Raw genomic sequence first — 21,720 nt, forward strand, 5'->3', positions numbered from 1 at the left:
TTTGTCACCACTAACTCATTGAATCTATTAAAACTCATATTTTTTAACAGAATAATGGCTTGCTTCCTAACAATTTCTGTTGTCCCCTATAGACTTATTTATTATTAGCGTTTTTTGAATATCTATATCAAAAAGCATTTTCTCTGGGGGCTAGCATGTACAACACCCTTTTTACCCGTGTATCTCTTGCAGCAGTTATTGCTGTACTTGCGGGTTGTAGTTCGACACCACCACCACCAAAACCCGCACCTGATTACAGTTTTAAAACTGCGGCTAAAAAGTTTATTGGCGCCGATACCGTTCGTAGCAATGGCGTCGTTGTTGATAAAGGTTTGTTTTATCCCAAAGAAACGTTTTCTTATAGCTACCGTTATTGCTCAAATAGCGACCAACAAGCCCAGCAAGATATTGAACAGTTTAACCAATTAGCAGCCAAGACATGTAAGATCAACAAAGGCGCTATGGTCAATTTAGATACTGGCACATGGTGTGTTCAGCACCCTAATACCGATCAAGAAACACCTCTCTTTGCTGCTCGTATTTCTTCTATTGATCTGTGGGCTGATATTTGTGCTAACGGTCCTTTTGTGACCATGCGTATTATTGAAAACCGCGATATTCCTCAAACTGCGTGGGTTGATGGCGCGAAACTATTAGGTTATCAACCTTTTTCGGTTCATCGCCGACTAATGAGCACTAAAGCCATTGAGCATCTTGATGATGTAACACCAGCGCCAACAGAAGAAGCATGGACAGAAGAAACCACCTTCATTACTTCCCATGTCGGTGAAACGGTATGTATGTATAAAAAGTCAAAAGATGATGCTTACGGTGTTACTTACAAAGGCACTATCGAAAGCGTCAAGGATGGGCGTGTACGCGTGCTGGCAACACGTAAAATAAAAGGTGATGTGCGCATCGCACCCGTTTCAACACCGCTACCATGGCATAAAAAGGCCTTTATTGAAGCTGATGCTAAATCTTGGTTTATTTGCCAATAGATTTATTTCATTTGCTGTAAATAATTCACTTTCGCATTCAAACAACAACGGCGTATTTAATGATTAAATACGCCGTTGTTTTAACGCTAATGCAAAGAGCTAACAAAATCTATTTTTGATCAATTTACACTATAAATTGATTAAAGAAGGCCAATGTTTCACATAATGCTTGATTACGTATAACATCTTTTTCCATTAAAATTTCATGGCGCGCATCACGAATAACTTTAATGCTGCAATGTTTATTTTGGCCACAGAATCGACGATGGCTATTATTATCGACAATAGTATCGTTGCCTGCTTGCAGTAATAATACCGGAATATCTATTTTATCAACGTCTCGAATACAATGATCGGCTGCTTGAATTGCTTGCCATAACCAACGTGGGCTTGGTCCGCCAATACGTAATTCAGGATGAACTTGATATAAGTGCTTCGCCCAAATATAACGCAATTTACTTTGGCACAAGGCGTTATTTTCAAATGGCTCTTCGTGATACGGCTTTTGCCCTAAAACATACGAAGGTTCATGTTGATAGTGTTCCATAATTTTTGCAATCGATGATGCAACCAGTTTTAACGGCACTGGCATATGAATACCAAACATCGGTGCATTTAATACTACCGCATCAAAATGACTTTTATATTTTTCTAAATAGAGCGTTGTGATTGCTCCACCCATTGAATGCGCTAATAAAAAACGGTGTTGATAGGTTTTTTCTTTATCAACAATTTGAGATACAAAAGCTTGTAGATCATCGACATAATCATCAAAATTATCGACATGACCTAACTCTGGGTCTGATGTTAAGCGACCAGAAGCACCTTGACCTCGATGATCATAAGCATAAACATCATAACCTTGGCGCGAGAATTCAAAGAAAATTTCCTGGTACTTCCAAAAGCTTTCATTACGGCCATTTACAATCACAATACAGCGGGTGTTAATTGGATTAGTAACACTGATCCACTGTATCTGTACGCCACCTTTACCACTGAAAGCACTTTGTTTACGCTGCAACCACATACTATTAACGTCATTTTCCATTAACTGTGTAAATACCGACTCCTTGGTTGAAAATTCCACATTAGTTTGGTTCATTTATTCACAACTTCTTAGTAGTGCTCCTCATCAAATACATCACAATTGGCTATGATAATATTTGAATATTAAGCATATTTCATTAAATCAACATTGGTAGCATCATGTTTATAATCAGTTTTATATGGCGCATCTTTAATATTAATATGGCGACCAACAGTATTTAAAAAATACTTACCTGATTGATACCCCAAACGATAATCCATTTCTAATGATGCTAAATCACTACCTATCATTTTTGATCTCAATGGTTTTTGAGGATGAATTTCAAAAATAGTGACATCATCGGGTGGATTACTTAAAAACTCTTGGGTTTTTCTATAGTTATCTTCATGCTCTAATAGCATTTCAATCATACCCGCGGCTTTAGAATTACCAAGAGCACGACGAATATTTGTCATCCAGCAATGGTCAAACGAGGTATCGATAGGCACTGTTCGTATAACAACAATGTGTCGATAACCGCGTTCGTAAGCCTCTTGTACTGGAATCGGCGCACACAAACCACCATCAACCCAAAACTCATTTTGAGAGAAAATAGGCTGTTTATTTAACACAGGGACAGCACATGATGCTTTTAAGGCCAATGACCAATTATCACTGTTTAAATTAAAATACGATGCTTGATGGCTAGTCACACCACTTGCTGATGCTAGTACCGTTCGCGAACGCATATTTTCACGCCCTTGATGCCAATCAAGCTCAAAACTGGTTTGCGTTTGTTGCATTAGCCAATCTAAATCCAATCCTTCTCGGCCAAAAATAAAGCGGTAAACATCAAAAAAGTGATGATCCGTTGTCGCTTGAGTAATAACTTTATAAGCGTGTTTGTATTGGCCACAAATATAAGACGCTAAATTGAGTGATCCCGCAGATGTGCCAACCATTAAAGAAAAAGGATTAAACTCAGCTTCCAAAAAAGCATCTAACACTCCCGCAGTAAAAATACCACGTTGACCACCACCTTCGGTGACTAAAGCTATTTTTGATATATCGGAGGTATCAAAGGAAAGCCCTTCAATATTTTGTACTGCATAAGAGATGTGTTTACCAGTCATAGCGCGTTTACTTTTTAGTTGGCATTTGTCATACAAATTAATTCAAAAAATTATTATATCGGCTACTGTTGAAACTATAAATTAACCAAAATAATAACTGATATTCTAAATATGAAATCCTTGACTGATAGAAAATAACTCGATTTATATAATTATTCAGTCATATAGGGTAAAAATATTTTATTTATATCAACCCGTGCTTTTAGTTTTGCAGCTAACAAATATAGTCCGCCTAATTTTCGATGCAAAAAAATCGCATCTGCGGGTGGTGTGTGCCAATAGCCTTGTTTCATACTTAACTGACTGCCTGCATTACGAATGTTAGCCACCATGTCTGATTGACCAAAATCATACACACCTTGATGTTTCAATGGCTCACAAGCTTGCAAACATAATCCCAATAATGACTGCTGTGCTTGAGGCTCAATTGGCTGTGAAAAAAAGCCAATCTGTTTCAAAGCCGCTAACATTTGCGATTGGTCATCCTTCACAGCGCCGGTCATTAACTGCCGATAACCTTCTGCAATCTGCTCGGGATAAACCCGTGTTGCACCGAAATCAAGGAGCACTAATTTTTTACTTTCAATATCATAGCGATAATTAGCAAAGTTAGGATCTGTTTGCACTAACCTAAATTCAAACACTTCTCGAAACATCAACCTAAACGCTAATTCAATAATATGATCACGTACAGCTTGAGGTTGTTCGACTAATTTATCGATATCAACACCACCGACAAAGCTCATCGCGAGAATATGTTTAGTGGTGAGCTCATCGACAATATTCGGTAATAAATAATGCTCGTCAGAGGCTAATAATTGTCGGTATTGCTTCACATACTGTGCTTCTAGCAAATAATCAGCTTCTGCGTGCAATTGTTTTTTGGCCTCATTCAATAACTCAGAAACATCTAATGATTTTGGAATTAACCCGCTGATATTTAATAACGTCGCGACATTATCCACATCACTATCAATACTTTTATTAATACCTGGATATTGAATTTTCAGGGCCAATTGGCGCCCATCTTGAGTTATTGCTTTATGTACTTGTCCAATCGAAGCTGCAGCAATCGGATAAAATGAAAATTGACTAAACTGTTGTTGCCAATCGCTGCCCCATTGCTGTTCAAGTGAATGATTAAGCTGGCTAATAGGCATTGGTTTAGCATTCGCTTGTAAACGTGACAACAATTCGGTTAATTCTGGTGGTAATAAGTCGCCACCATCCATTGATAATAATTGGCCAACTTTCATGGCGGCGCCACGTAAATCTGCTAGTTGTTCCGCGACACGTTTTACGTTAGCCGGCGTTAAAATCAAATCACTGACTTTTGGTCGATGACCTGTTGCTAATTGTTTCGCACCTTCTGCTACAACACCAGAAGCAACACGCGTTGCCAATGAGCCAAGCTTCGCTAACCGTGATAATCGACCACTAGGTACTTTTGAATACTTTGTTTTATCATTCATTTAACGACTCTTTGCTATTAACAGTTATTTAAAACTCTAATTGCTGTTATTAATAATATCATAAAAATGCTAGCACCCTCTGACACAAAATCACTATAAACAGTCAAAAAAAAGGCCGATAATGTCTATTTAAACTAACTGACATTATCGACCTTTCTTTTTAAGCGTCTATATTAATCATATTCAGGCTGGTTACGGTTTTTAAAATTCACTAATAAACCCAGTACTAACACCACCACAGTAACAATAAGAATCGATTGAAATACATGGTGATATTGGGTTGCCGATGCGATTAAATCAGCTGTATTCGTCGCTTGTGTACCCGTTGAGGTAAGTTCGGCAATATTCGCAGCTAAATAGTTAGCAACAGACCCCCCCATGAGCATATAAATACCAGCAACAGTACCCGTTGCACCTTGCGGATTCATACGTGTAATTGCTGATAATGCCACTGGATCAATAAATAGTTCCGCAATACCAATTAAGAATAAACCAATAAATAACCATAGGAAGGTTGTATGACCACTCGCCATTGCAAGTTTAGATGATAAAGTGATCAAACTAAAACCTGCGGTTAGCAAAAATAACCCCATATTAAGTTTAGTCAAAGTACGCACTGAAATCTGACGTGATGCCAATACTTTCCATAGCCATGCAACAGCACCACCACCAACAATAACCGCAACAGGATTCACTGATTGGAAAAAGGCAGTTGGAATATGAAAACCAAAGATATCAGTATCTATATTACGTTCAATAAATAGGCTGATTGAGCTACCACCCTGCTGATCAAACGCCCAAAACACCATGCCAAATAGCATAAAATAGATAATGGCATTTAATTTTTTACGATCTTCAGTATTACTCTTACGGTATAGGCGTAACATCTGTAATGCAGAAAAAGCCAAAATAATCGCAAGAATATAACCAGCTAACAAATCCTGCAGTACAAATACTAAGCCAATAGCGCATACTATTACGCCAAGCAGAATCAACTGCCAGTGACTGAAACCCGCCGTTTTCTTACGTAATGCAGGAATATTCGCTTTTTGTACATGAGTAAAGTGCTTACGGCCAGTACTAAAGATAATTAAGCCAATCAGCATGCCGATACCAGCCAACGCAAAACCAACGTTCCAGCCCCAACGGCTAGCAGCATAGCCACAAAAGATTGGCGCTAGTGCTGAGCCGACATTACCGCCAATATAAGAAATCGAAAAGCCAGATTCACGTGCATCTTCATGACCTTTATATAACTCACCCAATAAACAGCTTGAGTTAGTTTTAAAGAAACCGTAACCACAGATAATCAATGCTAATGCAGCATATAACACCGTATTATCATGACTAGGAATACTCAATACAGCATGCCCTGCCACCATTAAAGAGCCACCAATGATCACTGACCAATAGTTACCTAAATAACGGTCAGCTAAATAGCCGCCTAAGATCGGAGTAACATAAACCAACGATGTATAAGCACCGTATAAAGCATATGCATGGTCGTCAGACATTAAAAGTTTTTGCGTTAAAAAGAGAATTAATAACGACCGCATGCCGTAATAACTGAAGAATTCCCACATTTGAATAGCAATGAGGTGAAAAAGCCCTTTAGGCTGAGAGGATAATTGCATATTGTTTCCTAGGTAAAGGGGCCATAAAGGCTAACGGTAATAATTGTTATTTAATTTGAAATACCGCTGGTATTTAATACTGAAAATACACTGAACATCGATAAGCTCAAGCTTAATCTTGCTCCATATTTAGTATCTTAATTTTCACACAAATAAAGAGGGCTTTATCGTATATAAAAAATGACGCCAAACTATATACCATATAGCGATATTTTCCAATTTTAGTTATATAGCACCACAAACACTACATAACTATTCAATATGTTTTCAAATAACGACTTAATATTCACTGAAAAGAAAACGAAAAAAGCCGCTAAGCTGTGTGTTGAAGAATCAACCACCACTTAACGGCTCTTTATTTATTTGTTAAATACTAAGCAATTATATTGTTAAATCTAACTCATTATGTATAAGTACAATACACTGAGAAGCAAATAACATTTTAGGCCCTAAACTGATTTTTTCGGCACCTAAGCGTTTTAAACTATTAAAACTTTTCTTTGGCATTGGCATATGATCAGTCAATAAAAAACAAGGATTAGCAGCTAACTCGATATCTCGAATAAAATCACCTTTTTTATCAAGCATATATAGTTGATAATCTTCAGCTAATTCGCCAACTAATTTTTCAAAGCTAATAGTACGTACGCTAATACCTGGTTCAACATTACGTAATTGCTCTTTATTCATACCAACAGATTTATCTAACGCATGCGCTATTTTATCTAACCAAGCCTGCTCATGGAACCCAGATAAATTACTGATTTCATTTGAATTAAAACTAATGGTACGTGAGAAGTCTTGTGTGCTTTCAAGTACTAAATGCACCATAATATCTTCACGATGCGATTGTGCTACAAAAATAGCATTCATTAAAACGTGAGCTAAAATCTCAGTGTGGGCATCTTGTCCAACTGATGCGATTAACAATTTACTATCAGTTGGGGCAGAACGAGCTCGTAATACGAAAGCGCGCATAATCAATATCCTAGACGTTTGAATTTTCTCGTTAATCATTCATAGCAGAAAATTAACGATAGATAGCTGTTATTATCCTCGGTTTTTTCGTCGATGTAACCTTAAATAATAAAATCAGCAAAAGAATACCGATTAGTCACTATTATTAATAGATATTAGGAGGATATTATGAAATTAATCATATTCTATGACAGTAGCTGTCCATTGTGTGTCGCCGAAATGCATCAACTACAAGCCGACAATACTCATCAACAACTACTGTTTGAAGATATTCTTGCACCTGATTTTAATCACCGCTTCCCTTATATAAAGATTAGTGATGCTTCTGCTGTATTACACGGCTTATATTTCCCAAGTCCTCAACAATCACCACAATTATTACTTGGACTAGATGTCACTTACCTTGCTTGGAAAACAATTGGTAAAAAGAAATGGTTGGCGATACTACGCTGGCCTATCATTCGGTTTTTCGCCGATAAATGTTATTTATTTTTTGCTCGAAATCGCTACAAAATATCTTATCTATTTACAGGAAAATCACGCTGTAAAAACTGCAAAATTGATTAGCGCCGTTGCCGCCGGCAACGCTCAGAGCAATATTTGACATCATTCCAACATCGTTGCCATTTTTTTCTCCATGAAAAAGGACGTCGGCACACGACGCAAATTTTTTGTGGTAACACTGACTTCTTCATAAAATCGCCCCATCGTTAAACACTAATTTGTAAGCTCTTCACGATATAAGATCCTACTGAGCTCACAAAACCCTATGTTCATCTTAGTAATTATCTTGTTAATAGCGATAAATAATGGAATATTCACCCTCATTATGAGTGCTTAGAAACACCACTCTCAATAATGTCTTCTTCAGGATGAATATAATGAATATTGTTGATCGGTTTATAAATTACACTCGCGTAAATACCACTACCAACCGCGAAAATGGGGCTGCAGGCATTATGCCGTCGTCATTAGGGCAAATGGAATTAGCGACAATCTTAGCCGCTGAATTAACCGAGCTTGGTCTACAAGATGTGGTATTACGCGACAGTGCAATTGTGACGGCAACCTTGCCAAGCAATAGCTCTAAAACCATTCCTACGGTCTCTTTTTTTGGTCACTTAGACACCAGTGCTGAGCAAAGCAATGATACTCATGCGCACATTGTTCATTACACTGGTGGTGATATTGTTCTTAACCCTGCTTTAAATATTATTCTTAAACAGAGTGAATTTCCTGAGCTTTCTCAATATCAACACCAAGATATTATTGTCACCGATGGCACCAGTTTATTAGGGGCTGATGATAAAGCTGCGATTGCTGCCATTATGCACGCTCTGACGGTTCTGATTGATAATCCTGACATTGAGCATGGTGATGTAAAAGTGGCATTTGTACCGGATGAAGAGCAAGGCTTACGTGGTGCTAAAGCCTTTGATGTAGAATCTTTTGGTGCTGATTTTGGTTACACATTAGATTGTTGTGGCATTGGTGAGTTTGTCGATGAAAACTGGAATGCAGGCGATGTGGTAGTGACTTTTATTGGTCAATCAGCCCACCCGATGTCAGCCAAAGGTAAGCTTAAAAACTCATTGCTAATGGCACACAAGTTTATTGCGATGTTACCTCCAGGAGAAGCCCCTGAATATACTGACGGTCGCGAAGGTTATTATTGGGTTAAAGATCTGAGCGGTAACAGTGCTAAAACAGTCTTAAAAATGGATGTCAGAGATTTCACTCAACAAGGTTATCAATATCGCATGCAATTTCTCGCGACACTCGCCAGTAACTGCCAAGCGTTATGGGGCGAAAATGCGGTAACGATTACCCTTGCCGATCGCTATCAAAATGTGGCGAACAGTTTGCAAGGAGATGCCAGTTTCCCAATTGAAATCGCCAAACAAGCTTACGCGCGTAATAACATTAAAATGAAAACGACCCCAATGCGTGGCGGTTATGATGGTGCGGTGTTATCTCAAAAAGGCTTACCTTGCCCAAATATTTTTACTGGCGCACATAACTTTCACTCTATTTACGAATATTTACCCGTACCTTCATTGCAAGCAGCAAGTGCTGTAGTGGTTGATGTGATTCGAATTACTGCGGAGCAATATGGGAGATAGGTTCGAGGGTTCGAGGGTTCGAGGGTTCGAGGGTTCGAGGGTTCGAGGGTTCGAGGGTTCGAGGGTTCGAGGGTTCGAGGGTTCGAGGGTAATTGTGTGTCATTCTAATAAATAAACAAATAAAAAACGGGCGAGTTACTGAGTCACTCGCCCGTTATAATTTTTGATTACGCTACGATTAACGTAGGATCATTTGGTCACGCTCAGGGCCTACTGATACCATTTTCACTGGCACACCCATTAGTTCTTCAATACGAAGTATGTATTGTTGTGCGCCTTGTGGTAATTCTTCAAACTTACGGCAACCAGTAATGTCTTCATCCCAACCCATCATTTGCTCGTAAACTGCTGTTAGTGATGCAGTTTGAGGCCAAATTGGGTTTTCAGTGTGATCACCGTTGTAAGCAACACAAATTTTAAGATCTTTCATACCGCTTAGGCAGTCAATCTTAGTTAATGCGATTTCTGTTGCTGCTTGCAATTCAATACCATTACGGGTTGCAACTGCATCAAAGTAACCCATATCACGTGGACGACCCGTTGTTGCACCAAACTCTTTAGCATCTTCACGGAATTGGTCTTGATCTTCCATTGCGGTAATCAAAGTACCAGTACCTACTGAAGAACTAAATGATTTAGCAACAGCGATAACACGCTCAGGGTGCAGTGCTGGTAAACCACTACCGATACCTGCATAAGCTGCAGTTACGTTAGATGATGTTGTCCATGGGTACTCACCGTAAACTAGATCACGGCCTGCACCTAACTGCGCTTCAAACAATAATGTTTTATCTTCTTTTTGCAGCGCTTTTAGTGGCTCAGTAACGTTACAAATGCTGTCACGCCAAGGTTGAGACACTTCAAGCAACCACTCTGTCATTTCTTCAGCTGTTTGCGTGAACGCCATTGATGGGTATAACGCTTTAAGCTGTGGCAATTTCCAATCCATCATGAATTGAATACGCTCACGAAGTACTTCAGGTTGTTTTAACCAACCAACAAGAATACCTTTCTTCATTACACGGTCGCCGTACGCAGGTGCAATACCTTGACGTGTTGAACCGTATGCACCTTCACCTAGACGTTCTTCTTCTAGTGTGTCTTCTAGTGCGTGTAAAGGCAGACATAGTGTTGCACGATCTGAGATGCAAAGTTTAACCTCAACACCTGATGTCGCTACTTCTGCAATTTCTAGGCTTAGTTTCTCTGGGCTAATAACCATACCAGGGCCTAAAACAGCAATACAGTCAGGGTTAAATACGCCGCTTGGTAATTGGTGTAGTTTAAATGTGCCAAAATCGTTAACAACAGTGTGACCTGCGTTATTACCACCTTGGAAACGAATACTCGCTGAAGCTTGGTCTGCTAAATAATCAACAATACGACCTTTACCTTCATCACCCCAGTTTGCACCAACAACAACAATAGACGACATAATTAACACTCCTCAAAAGCAAGACCTCTATCCTATGATCAATGACGCAATAAAAATAATTAATAATCGTTATTAACTTGATAAGAATCTCTTATGTGGCGTACATTAGTCATTGCATTTTTTCAGGTAACATTACTACCAATAATAGCGTCTGCTACAAAATAAGAAGGTAAACATGATAGATTTGCATTGGCTTAATACATTCGTTGCCCTTTCTAAACATCAACATTTTGGAAAAACAGCCGCAGCACTACATATGACACAACCAAATGTCAGTCTTCACATTAAACAGCTCGAGCAAACCACTCGAGTAAAGTTAATTGAAAGGAATCCATTTCGATTAACCCAAGCAGGTGAAAGATTACTTAAAAGTGCTGAGAACACCTTAATGGAATTGCAAGTTTGCCAAGCAGATCTTAATGCGATTAACGAACTTAACCAAGGCACACTGACCATTGCTGCCAGTGATATCATTTCACGCTTATTACTTATTAGTCCATTTCAAGCCTTCAAAAAAGAATATCCGGGCATTGATTTATCGCTATTTAATACCACCTCATCACAAGCCACAGAGCTAGTAAAAAGTGCAAAAGCTGATTTAGGGTTTGTTATTGCTCAAAAAGAAAGCCAACCATTGCATTTCATGGAGTTACGCCAAGTTAAATGGTGTGCATTAGGTAATGGCTTAGAGCGTTGGCAGCAATTATCTCTTGATCCTGACGCAATTATTGAACCGCAACCACTTGCGGCAGAAGAACCAACATTAATATTATTAGGCCATGATACTCGAACTCGTGAATTGATTGATTTAGCCTTACCAAGTTTACAATTAGCGAAATACCATGTGATGGAAGTGGGCAGTGTTGATGCGCAAATAGATTGGGCAGAAGCTGGATTTGGGGTCGCGATTGTGCCAAGTTTTTCATTACATTCAAAGTTACATCTACAAACTACGATCACGCCATTACCACATTTTCCGACCACCAGCCTAGGCTATATAGTGCGTCAAAATCAGGTGCTATCACGGGCGATAAAACAATTATTACGCTGGGTTGATGATGAAATTCAGCGTTCACAATAAAATTAATTGTTGTTCAAAAAAACATCAGTGATAATCACCAGACAAAAAAATGCCCTCACATCACGTTACCTTAGTAAACAAATGTCAGGGCATTTTCTCAGAAATTAATTAGCGTCGTCTTTTGTAAGCGTATAAGCATCTGCTAAATCGCCAGTGATCCGTTGACCTTGTTGATCTAATCGGAAAATACGATGCTCACCAACAAAATACTTCACTGACTGACTGCCGGTAAGGTTTAACGTGATGGTATCACCACGATCATTCCACTTAAACTTACCTTTATTGATAAATGGTTTAGTGTCTTTTCCTTGATAGGTTTCATTTAACACGTAACTACCATCTTTATTTAAGGTTAAGCTGGTTTCAATGCCTGCACAGTCACCACAAGGCTGAATACCAGTATATTCACCCATCCAGGTTAAGGAATTTTGCGCATTATGGGTATCTGCTTGTTTTGCTGTCGCATCACTTGCACCATTTTTTGCTTGATCACATCCAGCGAGCGCCAATACGACCATTGCAGCAAATAAACATTTTTTTTTCACCGTAAACTCCTTGTGAAAAAAAGAATAACCGAGCATGAATAATGCTCGGCATCTTAATGTTAGTATCAATAGTTTTATTATTGATTATTTTGTTAGATCAGCTACTTTTTTTTCTGCAGAATCAACTGATTTATCTACCATATTAGCCGCGTTATCGGCTACTTCTTTCGTTTTATCAACTGTTGCATCTTTTACTTCTGTTGCAGTATCTACAGCATCAGTTGTTGCATTTTTCATCGCATCTTTGGTTTCTTTAGCTGCATCTTTAGAGGCATCAACAGCACCTGCTGTTGCATTCTCAGCACTATTTTTTAGTTCAGATACTTTATCTTCAACAGCATTTGCTGAATCAGAAACCGCTTGTTTAGAATTCTCAACGGCTGCAGCGGTAGTATCTGCAACATTGTGTTTAACTTCCGTTGCTTTATCCATCGCTTTGTCTGCAGTGTCTTTAACAGCATTTGCTGAATCATCAACTGCTTTTTTAGTTGAGTCTAGCGCTGAATCCGTTGCTGTTACGGCATCATCTTTTACTTGGGTTGCTGTTGCTTTTACTGAAGCCGCAGATTCTTTTGCTGAATCATGACTTGCTTGATCACAACCAACAAGGACTAAACCAGCGATTGCTATAGCAATAATACTCTTCTTCATATCAACTCCTGTAAAAATCTTAATAAAATATAACCTTAACAGTATCCACTATTAGCATGAAAAATTTATCTCGTTAACGTCATGTCAAAGTCAATAATAGGTCATTTTTTTTCATTATGCGGTATTAAATCTGTTTTATTTATGCAGAAAATATTTTTCCCTACAATAAAAAACCATTAACCTGATATAAATATGAGTACTAAACTTAAAAACTAATAAGAAGGTAAATATGAAAAATCACACGAAATAAACTCGTACGCATCATCGCCAAATAGCATGCATGTTTTTTGTACAAATACGACTTGAGAACCAATCGGACAATACAAACCATCTTTTATATCAATATTGATCATTCTATCGGTTTGATCAGACATTACCTGTAAATAAAACTTACCGTCATATAAAAAAGAATCAGAATTAATATTTACCACTCTTCCGACTACCGCTTCAGTTTTATAAGTTCGCCCTGCAACAATAATTAACAAAACAGTAAGTATTAGCAAAGAACCGCCTAAGGTTAAACCTACCTTCTGTGAAAACCGCATATGAACCTCACTTACAGCAAACAAACAACGCTCACTATTAACAATGCTGTCACAACCATATTACAGTGATGCGTTTGTCATTTACAAGTAAAAATAACATTATTCCCTTATAGGAATACATTTATCGCCAACAGCATTAATACGCCATCTATTGTTAATTATGTTGAGCAAACATAGTCTTAAGTTCTTGATACATCCAACGTAAAACGGGGCCATTACCTTGATCACGCCGCTTAACTAATCCCATATCAATCCACGGTGAGGTAGGAATATTTTCTATTGATAACCGCACCACCCCATCTTTAAAGATTGAATAATTAAACACATGGTCAGGTACAAATGCCCAGCCCATGTTTCTCAGCACAAACGCAGTAATTGAATAATAACTATCAATATGCCAATAATTCGCAGACAACGCATCGGTATGGTAATAACCCATCCGATCACAAATTAATAATTGTCGATATTGACTAAGCTGCTGCATCGTCGGTGCTGATATTTTTGCTAGCGGGTGATTTTTAGCAACAATAAGGGATGAATTAAACTCACAAATAGGCGTAAACTCTAAGCTACTAGGTAGGGTTTTACTAAAAAATAAAATCCCAAGATCAGCTGTCAGATCATCAACTTGGCTTGCAATATCATCTTTTGAACCACTGATAATTGTTAGCTTTAGTAATGGAAAAGTTGTCGCTACCCGCTCAAAAAATTCCTCAAATACTGTGGTTGGGGTCGCTTCATCCATTGCAATTGTCAGTGACACTTCTTCGCCTTTAGTTAACGTCAATGCGCGGGATTGCAACCGGTCACATTGGGCGAGAACAACTTTCGCTTCTTCATACATTTGCTCTCCAGCCTGTGTCAGTACCGGTAGACGAGCACTACGATCAAACAGATCAAAGCCTAAATCGGCTTCAAGATTACTGATTGCAGTACTTATACGTGATTGTGCCTTACCTATTCGGCGTGCCGCACCTGAAAATGAGCCTTGTTCTACTGAAATAACAAAGGCATTAAGCTGATCTAATGTCCAATCCATCATTGTTAAAACCATCCGAAAAAAAGATAGATATTATCTTTGAACAATCCAATAAACAAGGATAATACCGCTACCAATATCGACCAACAGATTGAGATTTTTTATGTCATTGACCCACTCACCACCGCCAACACTGTCGATCAGCCAAAATTTTTGGCGCTATGCAATTCCATCAATTGCTGCAATGATGGTCACTGGACTATATCAAATAGTGGATGGTATTTTTGTTGGCCATTATGTCGGTTATCAAGGATTAGCCGCAATTAATATGGCGTGGCCAATTACCTATTTGTTATCAGGCCTAGGTTTGATGATCGGCATTGGTGGCGGCACACTAATTTCTATTGCCCGTGGCGAAAAAAATGCCCACCATGCACAGCGTGCGTTAGATCATGTGGTGCTATTAATTGTCGCTGTCAGTGTGATTGCATTCGTTTTTTTTGCTCTCTTTGGTGAGAGATTATTAACAATTCAAGGTGCAGACCACACCATAAAAGCATTAGCACTACAATATGTACAAAGTTTTGGTTGGGCAGCATTTATTACTATCTTTGCCGGTGCAATTCCAATGCTTATTCGTAATGATGACAGCCCTAAGATAGCGACTGGATTATTGATGGCAGGTGCTTTAACTAATATTGTGCTTGATTATATCTTCATTGGTCTTTTCCAATGGCAATTACAAGGGGCCGCAGTCGCAACCATTATTGCTCAAGCTGTGACGGTTACTGGCGGTATCATCTATTTTTACTCATCTCGTTCACCATTGACGATACATTTCACGATTAAAAATATTCAATTAAGCCACTGCTGGAAAATAATGAGTTTAGGCTCATCGGTACTGATCATGTATCTCTATACAAGTTTTGTGGTCGCTTTGCATAATTATCAATTTATGCAATATGGCACAGAATTAACCGTAAGTGCCTTTGCTATTGTTGGCTATATGATGACGTTATATTATTTAGTTGCTGAAGGGATAGCAGAAGGTATGCAGCCACCTGTAAGTTATTACTATGGTGCTAAACAATCACAAAATATCAGTAAAACAACTTATTTAGCGATTAAAGTCACTATTATTGCAGGTATTTCATGGTTCGCATTATTATATAGCTTTCCACAAACACTAATTGGGCTATTTAATAGCGCAAATACAGCGCTGATTTCAGAAGCCGTTGGTGGTATTAAATTACACCTATTTGCGATGTTCTTAGACGGGCTAATTGTACTGGCAACAGTCTATTTTATGTCGGTTGATAAAGCCGGAAAAGCGTTAACGATTTCAGTCAGTAACATGTTAGTACAATTGCCATTCTTGTACTTTTTACCTCAATGGTTAGGTGTTAATGGCGTCTGGTTGTCAATGCCGTTATCTACCATCTTATTGAGCTTATTTGTGTTACCAATGGTATGGCATGACTTACAACAACGCAACAAAGTTACACCGTCAATACCACAAACTGCCCTCTAGCGTATTCGCTTACCCTACATTCAACACAGCGGATAAGAATCTCTTATCCGCTGTCATGTTGTCAGTCTCAGTTTATAGCTTAAGCTGAGTCGTTATCCATGCCGCAATATCTTGAATTTGTGGCAAACACACATGATGTTCCATCGAATACATACGCCATTGCGGATGATATCCCGCTGCAATTAAATCATTACGCGCCATTTCACCAAGTTTAGGTACCACCACCGGATCATAGCGACCATGCATGATCTCAATATCAATATTACGGTTAGCCTCGCTATATTGAATCACATTGGCAGTTGGAAAATAGGTTGATAATGCCAATAACCCAGCCAATGGTTTTGAATAACATAACGCCGCATGATAAACCACTGCGCCACCTTGAGAAAACCCAGCCAAAATAATTCGATCAGATGCGATACCACGACTAATTTCACGTTCAACAAGGTCAATAACACGTTGAGCAGAATGCATCAATTGATCAACATTGAGCTTACGTTCCACATCCAATGACATAATATCATACCAAGCTGGCATTACAGCGCCGCCATTGATGGTAACTGGAATAGATGCAGCATGCGGAAAAATAAATCGCACTGGCATATCACAAGGCAACTGTAATTGTGGCAGTATTGCTTCAAAGTCATGGCCATTAGAGCCTAACCCATGCAGCCAGATAACTGTCGCCGTTGCACTCACCGTTGGCTCTACTTCAACACAAGGTAAATAGGTTATCGTCATTTTTTTATCCTTTATAAACCTTACTCACTATATCGCTGATTTTATTGCTCGTGCAAGTCTAGAAGGGGCTAATGTAGGGTTCGCATCAGCTTGATTAAAAAACTCACTCACTACATCAACAATGGCAGATTGCACATCAGCAGTTGTTGCTAAGTTCTGTGAAAAACTTGGTACTAAATCTCCCGATAGTGACGCTTGTTTAAACGCGTTCATCGAATCTAATGCACATTGATCAAATGCCGACATATCCATATCTAATCGAACCGGAATCGAGCCTTTATTTAAATTAAATACTCGCTGAAAAGACGGCATCAATAATGTTTTTGCTAAATCATGCTGCGCAATATTATCAGCCTCTGTGCCTTTTAATTTAAAAAAAGCCAAACTATCAATATTAAATGTAAATTGATGTTGCGTACCTGGTGCTGGCACACATAAATAATCTTTACCTGGCTGTTGACCTGCTTGGGCAAACTCCCCTTTTGCCCAATCCCCCATAAACTGCATTGCAGCTTGACCATCAATCACCATTTCAGTGGCAGCATTCCAATGCCGTCCTTTGGCTTGCGGATCAATGTAGGCTTTCATGCGTTTAAATTGGCGAAAAACATTGACCATTTTATCGCTATTAATCACCGTCATATCAAGATCAACAAACGCTTTACGATAATCTGTAGAGCCTAGTACAGCTAGCGCAATACTTTCAAATAAAGTCGTATCTTGCCAAGGCTGTCCACCATGAGCCAATACAACAAACCCAGCTGCTTTGATTTTATCTGCCGCACTAAAAAACTCATCTAACGTTGTGGGCACCTTAACTCCCACCGTTTTTAACACTTTTGAATTAACCCATAACCAATTAACTCGATGCACGTTAATCGGTACTGCAACATAATGGCCATTATATTTCATGATATTCGCCACTACCGGAGACAACACTCGATCCCAATTCTCTTGTAAGGCGACACTATCGAGTGAGGTTAAAAAGCCAAGTCGCCCCCACTCTTGAATATCATGCCCTTTAAGTTGTGCAGCAGTAGGAGGGTTGCCCGAAACTGCCCGCATTTTTAGCACTGTCATCGCGCTTTCACCACCGCCACCAGCGACAGCAAAATCTTTCCAACTATGGCCTTGTTGCTCCATCATTTGTTTAAGAACTTTAACTGACTTTGCTTCACCACTTGATGTCCACCAATGAAGCACCTCAACTTGACCTGCTGCCATTGCTGATGTGATTGGTAACCAGCCTAAAACTGCTGACAATAGAAAATATTTTAATTTCATAGAGGCTCTTTATTTATGTCAATGCCACGGGCAGTACGCGTGGTAAGGCAACCACAACGATTAACCCTTGGGTGAGACCATTTTTAATCACTAACTTACCACCATGAGCATGAATAATATTGCGCGCAATTCCCATGCCGAGGCCATGACCATCACCATCTGTCGCGAGACGGAAATAGGGTTCAAACACCGCCGATAATGACGATTCAGGAATACCTTTGCCTTGATCGGTAATAGTCAAAATAATTTTATCGGGCTTATCTATCACAGCGACCGTCACTTTGTGACCATATTTAACGCCATTATCAATTAAATTACTTAAACAGCGCTTTAGGCCTAATTCTTTACCCATCATCGGCGCAATCGTCAGTGTCGGCAATGTCACTTTAATGGCATGATGATTATGTCGTTCGGCAATACTTGCTAATAATAAATTTAAATCAATCGGCACAATATTTTCATGCAAATCTGTATCTTTTACACATTGTAATGCCCCTTTAACCATCATCTCTAATTCATCAAGATCACGATTAAATTTATCAATCTTGTTATCATCATCAATTAATTCAACCCGTAATCGTAAGCGCGTGATCGGCGTTTTTAGATCATGAGAAATAGATGAAAATAGTTGCTCACGATCTTCTATATAACGTCGTAATCGCAATTGCATTCGATTAAAGGCCTGAGTGGCCATCACTAACTCTGTTGCACCTTGTTCTTTAAGTGGCGGCTGATAGATATCAAGACTTAATGCGTTAGCTGCATCTGCCAGCTGTTTTAAGGGCTTGGTTTGGCGACGTACCATAATATAAGTAAACACCAATAATAAACTGGTGATAAAGACTAAAAATAGAATTTGCTGGCGCGTGATCACCTCATCTTTTAGATTCATATAAGGTGCTGGTAGCAAAGCTGCAATATAAAGCCATTGATTTTTTTCTAATTCAATTTGGACCACTAAAATCGGCGGATTTAATGGCTCTAAACTTAAAGTATTATGCACCCACGATCGCGGCAGATCGCTTAATAAAATATCATTTTTAAGTACATGCAATGTTTCAGGACGAGAAAATTCAACTTTAATCGTTGGTAAACCTGGTAATTTTTGATGTAGCACTTTTTCAAAAACAGACACTGCCATCTGTTTTTGCTCTGAATTAGCAATGGGCTCAATACGGATTTCTTCATCATTAAAAGAGACAAAAAAACGAGTCCCCCCCATATTACGCAATTGATCTAATACAATGTGTCGATATTGCATTGGTAATGATTGGAAAAAAGTCACCGTTGAGGCAAACATGGTCGCCATACTCGCCGATGTTGATTGCAATCCATCCAAATCTCGCTGTTTTGATTGGCTATACCAAATCGCAGTTGCTATCACTTGTGCTAAAAATACTGCTAATAATGTTAACCACAATGTCCTTGAAACCAATGACTTTGGGTATAGCATTTTCCACTTCATTAACCATTATCCATATAGTAAAAAAGTGTGACGCTCATACAAGCAATCACACTTTATTCGACGCCATTATTTAAATATTATGCGTCTTCGTAAACCACATCAGCCGTGAAAATATAACCATTACCGCGACTAGTTTTGATTAAGCGTTGCGTACGTCCTTTATCACCTAATCGTTGCCGTAAGCGACTTAAAGCAACATCAATTCCACGCTCTGAAGGTAAAGTATCACGCCCTCGAGTTGCATACGAAATCGTATCGCGATCTAATATCTCTTGTGGACGCGATAAAAACAGCATCAGCAACGAGTAATCCCCCCCGGTCAATTCAAAATCTTGCTTGGTTTCAAGATCAAATAAGCAATGGGTAGTGGTATCAAGTCGCCAATTAGAAAATCGAATAAATTTAGCTTCTGCTGGTAACGTCTGACTTTCGGTTGGCTTTATTCGTCTTAATAAAGCTTTAATACGTGCCAATAGCTGCCGAGGACTAAACGGCTTAGCAATATAATCATCGGCTCCAATTTCAAGGCCAATGATCTGATCCATTTCATCAGAAACTGCTGTTAACATGATAATAGGCACATTTGAAGTTTTACGAATATGCTGGCAAAGTGTGAAACCATCATCTCCTGGCATCATAACGTCTAATAAAATCAGATCGGGATAACCCGCCGCCAACCGGCGTTTCATCTCTAGGCCTTCTGCTGCTGTTATCACTTCAAAGCCATTTTTGGTTAAATACTCGTCCAATAACTCGCGGATCTCTTGATCATCATCAACAACGAGTACTGTCTTAGTTACCCCCATATTATTCATCCTTCACTGGTACATATCTTATTATTATTTTTAAACATAAATGTTTGCATTTGATAGCTACAACCTTTATTAACTAAACATAAGGTTGGCTAACTTTGTGCCATTAGACACATATTCATCTGGCTTATCGTTCATTGCTATACAACATTTGACCATCAACAACCATAAAAGTCAGTAAATGCCGTTATTTTGATGACAAAATCGTTACCTTACTAGCAAATTACGCTATTAATAGTGGACGAAAATAGCATTATAACTTAGTCAGTGCACGGCGTATTTTATTTGCGACAGGCGGCGCTACCCATTGTGTCCATATGGTTTCATAATGCGTCAGAAATTCCATCATTGTTTGTTTACCGTCTGCATTATGATTGACTTTCCACGCCATTAAATTGTTCATGTCTTGGTTTGTAAAGCTACGGGATGATAGGTACATCATTACAGCAGGTGCGCGTTGAGAAAACTTGAGGGTTACAATGGTATCAACAGCACGTGAAGGAAACATTGTTACTCGCGGATTTTTGCAGCGTTTTTTTTCAATACATTCTTGAAAATATTCACGATCAACGCCAGCATTAAAATCAACCCGCACCATTTTATAATTACCCAAAACTGCTGTTGGCGACCAATAATAGCCTATCCAAGGTAATTTTTTTGCATAAGCATGCGCGATAGAGCCCGATAATCCAGTGACTTCATCTGTCGGTGTCAGTTCAAAACCTGCTTGTTTAAGATCAAGGGCTTTAAATAAGTTGGTCACTGTATTTTGGCAACGCCAATCAGGCGCGCAACTAAAAAAGGGCTGCGTATTACCCAAATCTGGACGTTTAAATAAATAACTGTGTTGCTTAACACCGGCTATTGTCGCCAATGATGGCTCTTTTTCTACCATATAAGCTGGTACCCAAAAGCCTTCTAAACCACCTTCATACAATACCTTACCAACAAATTTAATTTTATCTTTTTCAATACCGTACTCAAGCCCGCCTTGTAAGGCATTACGCCACATTTCCGGAATAATATCAGGCTTACCTTGTAAAAGAATAGATTTAGCTGCACCAATGGTTTCACTTGGTACCAGTTCTGTCTCACAACCAAATCCATGTTGTAAAATAAAACTGTCAACATTTGCAACGAACGTCGCTGAGTCCCAATTCATATCAGCAATAGTGACCTTGCCACATTCAGTTGCTTGCACCTTGTGTGTCAGTGCAAACAATACGATCAACACTGTCAGTTGCTTTAGCATCATACTCTCCTTTTATTGCCGCCTGATGAGT

At 38.9% G+C, this 21,720-nt stretch carries 21 protein-coding genes; 5 read left to right on the forward strand and 16 right to left on the reverse strand.

The features are described 5' to 3' along the window. Positions 1-155: 155 nt before the first annotated feature. Positions 156-1,001: a hypothetical protein gene (locus PMAL9190_RS08210; RefSeq protein ID WP_087844718.1), complete on the forward strand. Its 846-nt coding sequence runs from the start codon at positions 156-158 to the stop codon at positions 999-1,001. Between the two features lie 124 nt (positions 1,002-1,125). On the opposite strand, the gene PMAL9190_RS08215 is transcribed toward PMAL9190_RS08210, so the two are convergent. From PMAL9190_RS08215 to trmY, 5 genes are all read right to left on the reverse strand, one after another. After that, the gene (locus PMAL9190_RS08215) at positions 1,126-2,103 is read right to left on the reverse strand and encodes an alpha/beta fold hydrolase (RefSeq protein WP_235004324.1); all 978 of its coding nucleotides are present in this window, start codon (positions 2,101-2,103) and stop codon (positions 1,126-1,128) included. Between the two features lie 68 nt (positions 2,104-2,171). Continuing rightward, positions 2,172-3,161: a patatin-like phospholipase family protein gene (locus PMAL9190_RS08220; RefSeq protein WP_087844720.1), complete on the reverse strand. Its 990-nt coding sequence runs from the start codon at positions 3,159-3,161 to the stop codon at positions 2,172-2,174. 152 nt (positions 3,162-3,313) lie between these two features. Beyond that, positions 3,314-4,633, reverse strand: a complete 1,320-nt coding sequence (locus PMAL9190_RS08225; RefSeq protein ID WP_087844721.1) for an ABC1 kinase family protein — start codon at positions 4,631-4,633, stop codon at positions 3,314-3,316. Positions 4,634-4,806: 173 nt separating this feature from the next. Then, the gene (locus tag PMAL9190_RS08230; protein WP_087844722.1) at positions 4,807-6,267 is read right to left on the reverse strand and encodes a peptide MFS transporter; all 1,461 of its coding nucleotides are present in this window, start codon (positions 6,265-6,267) and stop codon (positions 4,807-4,809) included. A 381-nt stretch (positions 6,268-6,648) separates the two neighbouring features. Next, positions 6,649-7,245: a tRNA (pseudouridine(54)-N(1))-methyltransferase TrmY gene (gene trmY, locus PMAL9190_RS08235; protein WP_087844723.1), complete on the reverse strand. Its 597-nt coding sequence runs from the start codon at positions 7,243-7,245 to the stop codon at positions 6,649-6,651. Positions 7,246-7,413: 168 nt separating this feature from the next. On the opposite strand from trmY, the gene PMAL9190_RS08240 reads away from it, so the two are divergent. Then, positions 7,414-7,812 carry a thiol-disulfide oxidoreductase DCC family protein gene (locus PMAL9190_RS08240; RefSeq protein WP_087844724.1) on the forward strand — a complete coding sequence of 133 codons (399 nt, stop codon included), beginning with the start codon at positions 7,414-7,416 and terminating at the stop codon, positions 7,810-7,812. Here PMAL9190_RS08240 and PMAL9190_RS08245 read toward each other — a convergent pair. Continuing rightward, positions 7,809-7,940 (reverse strand): DUF2256 domain-containing protein, encoded by a 132-nt coding sequence (locus PMAL9190_RS08245; RefSeq protein ID WP_082955631.1) that lies wholly within the window; start codon positions 7,938-7,940, stop codon positions 7,809-7,811. The genes PMAL9190_RS08240 and PMAL9190_RS08245 overlap by 4 nt on opposite strands. A gap of 186 nt (positions 7,941-8,126) precedes the next feature. Here PMAL9190_RS08245 and pepT point away from each other — a divergent pair, with 186 nt between their 5' ends. After that, on the forward strand, positions 8,127-9,368 hold the full coding sequence (gene pepT / locus PMAL9190_RS08250; RefSeq protein WP_087844725.1) for a peptidase T: 1,242 nt from the start codon (positions 8,127-8,129) through the stop codon (positions 9,366-9,368). A gap of 178 nt (positions 9,369-9,546) precedes the next feature. Here the strand turns inward: pepT and PMAL9190_RS08260 are convergent, their stop codons facing one another. Further along, complete coding sequence (locus PMAL9190_RS08260; protein ID WP_087844727.1) at positions 9,547-10,803, reverse strand: adenylosuccinate synthase; 1,257 nt, start codon at positions 10,801-10,803, stop codon at positions 9,547-9,549. A gap of 175 nt (positions 10,804-10,978) precedes the next feature. On the opposite strand from PMAL9190_RS08260, the gene PMAL9190_RS08265 reads away from it, so the two are divergent. Further along, complete coding sequence (locus PMAL9190_RS08265) at positions 10,979-11,884, forward strand: LysR family transcriptional regulator (protein ID WP_087844728.1); 906 nt, start codon at positions 10,979-10,981, stop codon at positions 11,882-11,884. A gap of 104 nt (positions 11,885-11,988) precedes the next feature. Here the strand turns inward: PMAL9190_RS08265 and PMAL9190_RS08270 are convergent, their stop codons facing one another. The 4 genes from PMAL9190_RS08270 to PMAL9190_RS08285 form a co-directional block, all read right to left on the reverse strand. Next, the gene (locus tag PMAL9190_RS08270; protein WP_087844729.1) at positions 11,989-12,429 is read right to left on the reverse strand and encodes a copper resistance protein NlpE; all 441 of its coding nucleotides are present in this window, start codon (positions 12,427-12,429) and stop codon (positions 11,989-11,991) included. Between the two features lie 84 nt (positions 12,430-12,513). Then, entirely contained in the window at positions 12,514-13,080 is a 567-nt protein-coding gene (locus PMAL9190_RS08275; protein ID WP_087844730.1) for a hypothetical protein, read from the reverse strand. A 212-nt stretch (positions 13,081-13,292) separates the two neighbouring features. Continuing rightward, positions 13,293-13,625 carry a hypothetical protein gene (locus tag PMAL9190_RS08280; RefSeq protein ID WP_087844731.1) on the reverse strand — a complete coding sequence of 111 codons (333 nt, stop codon included), beginning with the start codon at positions 13,623-13,625 and terminating at the stop codon, positions 13,293-13,295. A 154-nt stretch (positions 13,626-13,779) separates the two neighbouring features. Then, a complete protein-coding gene (locus tag PMAL9190_RS08285; RefSeq protein ID WP_065166710.1) occupies positions 13,780-14,664 on the reverse strand; it encodes a LysR family transcriptional regulator in 885 nt (294 codons plus the stop codon). A 103-nt stretch (positions 14,665-14,767) separates the two neighbouring features. Here PMAL9190_RS08285 and PMAL9190_RS08290 point away from each other — a divergent pair, with 103 nt between their 5' ends. Next, complete coding sequence (locus PMAL9190_RS08290; RefSeq protein WP_087844732.1) at positions 14,768-16,135, forward strand: MATE family efflux transporter; 1,368 nt, start codon at positions 14,768-14,770, stop codon at positions 16,133-16,135. A 72-nt stretch (positions 16,136-16,207) separates the two neighbouring features. Here PMAL9190_RS08290 and PMAL9190_RS08295 read toward each other — a convergent pair whose 3' ends face one another. From PMAL9190_RS08295 to PMAL9190_RS08315, 5 genes are all read right to left on the reverse strand, one after another. Further along, positions 16,208-16,870, reverse strand: a complete 663-nt coding sequence (locus PMAL9190_RS08295) for an alpha/beta hydrolase (protein WP_087844965.1) — start codon at positions 16,868-16,870, stop codon at positions 16,208-16,210. A 33-nt stretch (positions 16,871-16,903) separates the two neighbouring features. Beyond that, positions 16,904-18,160 (reverse strand): ABC transporter substrate-binding protein, encoded by a 1,257-nt coding sequence (locus PMAL9190_RS08300; protein WP_087844733.1) that lies wholly within the window; start codon positions 18,158-18,160, stop codon positions 16,904-16,906. A gap of 13 nt (positions 18,161-18,173) precedes the next feature. Next, positions 18,174-19,625 carry an ATP-binding protein gene (locus PMAL9190_RS08305; protein ID WP_087844734.1) on the reverse strand — a complete coding sequence of 484 codons (1,452 nt, stop codon included), beginning with the start codon at positions 19,623-19,625 and terminating at the stop codon, positions 18,174-18,176. A 77-nt stretch (positions 19,626-19,702) separates the two neighbouring features. Continuing rightward, the gene (locus PMAL9190_RS08310; RefSeq protein WP_087844735.1) at positions 19,703-20,431 is read right to left on the reverse strand and encodes a response regulator; all 729 of its coding nucleotides are present in this window, start codon (positions 20,429-20,431) and stop codon (positions 19,703-19,705) included. Positions 20,432-20,690: 259 nt separating this feature from the next. Then, on the reverse strand, positions 20,691-21,692 hold the full coding sequence (locus PMAL9190_RS08315) for a glycine betaine ABC transporter substrate-binding protein (protein WP_306341446.1): 1,002 nt from the start codon (positions 21,690-21,692) through the stop codon (positions 20,691-20,693). Positions 21,693-21,720 lie beyond the last annotated feature (28 nt).

This window comes from Photobacterium malacitanum (genome assembly GCF_900185615.1).
In the GTDB taxonomy this organism is placed as follows: domain Bacteria; phylum Pseudomonadota; class Gammaproteobacteria; order Enterobacterales; family Vibrionaceae; genus Photobacterium; species Photobacterium malacitanum.